The following is a 3467-nucleotide window of genomic DNA, read 5'->3' as shown; positions in this document are numbered from 1 at the left end:
GCTCATGCGTTCCAGCGTGGGGCGCCGTTTCCTCCCCGGCCTGAAGGCCAGGGTATCCACGGCGCAAATCCGATGACCTGGGGCAGGCTGGTACGTCGATAGTTCCAGACCCAGCGCCAGAAGTCGGCGCGTTCCCACGACCGGCGGACCGCGCGCCACGCGCACCGGGCGAAGCCGAAGTCCAGCACGATGACGGTGTCCGCCGCCCGCAGCCGGACGGGGAGAACGTCGTGGGGGCCCAGATCACCGTCCATGATCCAGCCGTCGCGCGCGGCGAGAACCGCCTGGACGGCCGCCCACTCCTCGGGCGGTGTCGCGACCGGACCTGGCTGCCAGAAGTGCTTGTCCAGCTCGATGACCGGCAGCCCCGTGAGCCGACCCAGTTCGGTGGCCAGGGTTGACTTGCCGGCGCCGCCCCGGCCCAGAATGACGATCCTGCACATGGTTGTCATGCTCACCTACCCGATCCCGTCAGGGCTGCCGGGTCGGGGTGCCGGTCGCGGTGCCGAGCGGCTCGTCAGATCCGCAGATGTTGGCGGGGACCGGCGAAGGTGCTGGTGACCTCGCCGAGGGTGGTGTCACCGGAGTACGCCCCCAGCGCGACGATGGTGTCATCACGGTCGGCACCGGCACCGGTACCGACCGGGACGGCCCACAGGATCGACTCGGCGACGGGGAGCAGCGCGACGAGCACGTCGTCGTCGTCCATCTGGGCCGCGAGCCACGAGACGCGATCGGACTGCAGGGCACAGACGAGGGTGACCTCACCGCCGCCGCTGACCGGTTCGGAGCGCACCCGCGCGAGCTGGCCGGACTCCTCCAGCGCGTCGGTGAACTGCGCGGCGAGGCGCTCCCGGTCGTAGAGCTGCCCGTCCTGGGCGACCCGCAGGACGACACCATGCAGCTCCCGCTCGTGGTGCACCTGGAACTCGATCTCGGTGTCCTCACCGAAGTACCAGCTGAGCACCTCGGGCAGCACGTCACGCAGCTCCGCCGCGGCCGGCTGCACCATGGCGAGCCCGGGACACTGCGGCGACCACGCCGACCAGGAGGGACCATCCGGCCGCACGATCAGTGAGACCGGCCTACCCACGTTGGAACACCATCACATGACCCCTCCGCCGACCCGGCCGGTGTGGATCAGTATCCGCGTTCCCCCGGTCGCTCGGGAGCCGTTTGGGCTAAAGGTTGCGCCGATTACGCCCAACATCGAGCGTCACCCGCACAGCAATCACTCCGTACCGGAGGCCACCACCGACTGGCTGTGGGACATTTCCGACGTGCCGGAAGACGGACCACAGCCGGAAGACGGACCACAGCCGGAAGACCCACCACGGTCGCAGGACCGGCCGCGACCGGAGGACCGACCGCGGCCGCGGACCCGAGCGGCAGGCCCCGCGGGTGGCCCGCCTGCTCGTCGCACCGGGGACATCCTGGTCCGACCGATCACCGCGGACGAGGGGCCGCTGCTGCGCCGGCTGCGGTTGGCCTCGGTCGCCGACGCCGCGATGGCCTTCTGGCACACCCCCGAGGTCCTGTCGTCGTGGCCCGCCGACGAGTGGACTCGCCTGGCCCGGGCCGCGACCGACTCGACCACCGACCTGATCGTCCTCGCACAGCACGGCGATCAGGCGGTCGGTCTGCTACAGGGGCTGACCCCGCCGGACCGGCCCTGGCTGCGAGAGCTGGCCTCGATGTGGATCGCGCCGCGGGTCCGCGGGCAGGGCGGCGCCGACGCGCTGGTGCTGGCGGCGCTCGACTGGTCGTACCGGGTCGGCGCCGAGGCCGTGAAGCTCTGGGTGGCCCCCGGGAACCTGGCGGCCCGGCGCCTCTACGCGCGGCACGGTTTCGTGGTGCTGGGCGGGCCGGAACCGACGACGTCCGACCCGCTCGTACGCACCTTCATCCCGATGCTGCGGACGTTGTATCCGGCCGCGCCCCGTCCGGCCCCGCCGCATCCGACCGCGCTGGGATCGACACCCCCACCCCATCAATGATCATTTCATGGACGAAGCCGAGTTTCGCCCGGACGGCCGGGGTCAGGACGAACGGGTAGAGGTCGTCACGTCCCATGCTCCGGTTGATGGCGTTGAGCGCGTAGGTCAGCGGCAGCCACTGATCGATGATCGCGCGGATCGACGCCCGCCCGACCGAACCGGCTGATCCGTTGGCACCGGCCGACCCAGCGCCACCGGCCGACCCAGTGCCACCGGCCGCGCCCCTGGGAGCGACCGAGCCCCCGGCAGCGACCGAGCCCTGGAGAGCGACTGGGTCACTGGTATGGGCCGTGCTCCAGGGATCGGCACCGTCGGAGAGGTTCGTGAGGTCGGACGGATCAGGCGGGCCGTACAGGTCGGACACGTCGGCGGGCTCGGCGGAAAGGCTGTTCGAGGGCACTCCGAACGCGGCCAGGTCGGGGCCCGCGACCTGGAGGCCGAACTCCGCGGACGTCCGCAGGGTGTCGCGGATGTGCAGGTAGTGGGCGAAGGTCTCGGCCCAGTCCTCCCACGGATGCATCGTCGCGTAGGCGCTGACGTAGGTGTCCCGCCAGTTCGGCGGCGGTCCCTGGGCGTAGTGCCGCTCCAGGGCGGCGCCGTAGTCGAGGTCCGGGTCGCCGAACAGCTCCCGGAACCGGGCCGTGCGTGCCGGGTCGGCCCCGACCAGGGCCTCCCAGTAGTAGTGGCCGATCTCGTGACGGAAGTGCCCGAGCAGGGTGCGGTACGGCTCCCCCAGGTGGAGGCGGACCCGCTCCCGGTGGGCGTCGTCGGACTCGGCCAGATCCAGTGTGATCAGACCGTCGCTGTGACCGGTCACCACCGCGTGTTCGGAGCTGTTGAGCAGGTCGAACGCGAGCCCGCGCACCGGGTCGTCCCGCTGGGCGACGACCGGGAGGCCGAGCTCCAGCAGCTGCGCCACCAGCCGTCGCTTGGCGGCCTCGGCGCGAACGAACCGGTCCCGTCCGGTCGGGTCGTCGTCCGCCGGGCGGGTCCGGGTCAGCCGGCAGCACCGGCACAGCTCCCCCGCACCGGACGAGTCGGCCGCGCTGGCCGGCACCGGCACGAGCCAGTTGCAGCCGGCCCGCTCGCTGGCCGCGCAGCGCTGGAGCCAGCGCCGCCGCTCGGGTGGGACGCCGTCGAGCAGGTCCTCGGCGATCGGGTCGGCTCCGATCGCCCGGTCGATGAGATCCGTGGCGGTCACCCGGCGCACGAGCGTCGGCGAGGCCACCTGGTGCACCGCCTCGACCCCGGCCTGCCCGCCAGCACCGTCGAAAGGTGTCCGCCCGATCGCCGCGGCGATCACCGCCACCGGCGGCAGCTCCAGGTACGCCGTAGCCGACCCCGACTGTGCGTCAGCGAACGGCTGGCTGCCAGCGGACGTCCCGGTGCCAACCGACGACTCGGTGGCAGTCGACGACTCGGTGGCAGTCGACGACTCGGTGGCAGTCGACGACTCGGTGGCAGTCGACG

The 3467-nt window shown here is 72.0% G+C and carries 4 protein-coding genes; 1 reads left to right on the top strand and 3 read right to left on the bottom strand.

The window, feature by feature from the left end; translation table 11 throughout:
- Positions 1 to 2: 2 nt before the first annotated feature.
- Both MXD59_RS25695 and MXD59_RS25690 read right to left on the bottom strand, forming a co-directional pair.
- Positions 3 to 452, bottom strand: coding sequence for a P-loop NTPase family protein (locus MXD59_RS25695; protein ID WP_248827149.1), 450 nt, complete (start codon positions 450 to 452; stop codon positions 3 to 5).
- 65 nt (positions 453 to 517) lie between these two features.
- Positions 518 to 1093 (bottom strand): hypothetical protein, encoded by a 576-nt coding sequence (locus MXD59_RS25690; protein ID WP_248827147.1) that lies wholly within the window; start codon positions 1091 to 1093, stop codon positions 518 to 520.
- Positions 1094 to 1280: 187 nt separating this feature from the next.
- Between MXD59_RS25690 and MXD59_RS25685 the strand changes: the two genes are divergently transcribed.
- On the top strand, positions 1281 to 1997 hold the full coding sequence (locus tag MXD59_RS25685) for a GNAT family N-acetyltransferase (protein WP_248827146.1): 717 nt from the start codon (positions 1281 to 1283) through the stop codon (positions 1995 to 1997).
- On the opposite strand, the gene MXD59_RS25680 is transcribed toward MXD59_RS25685, so the two are convergent.
- Positions 1903 to 3467, bottom strand: a 1565-nt coding sequence (locus MXD59_RS25680) for a zinc-binding metallopeptidase family protein (RefSeq protein WP_504858368.1), incomplete at its 5' end; no start/stop codon positions are given. The two genes, MXD59_RS25685 and MXD59_RS25680, sit on opposite strands and share 95 nt — an antisense overlap.

This window comes from Frankia umida, assembly GCF_023242945.1.
Lineage (GTDB): Bacteria > Actinomycetota > Actinomycetes > Frankiales > Frankiaceae > Frankia > Frankia umida.
The sequence above is the reverse complement of the archived record's forward strand: the minus strand, read 5'-3'. Positions and strand labels throughout refer to the sequence as shown.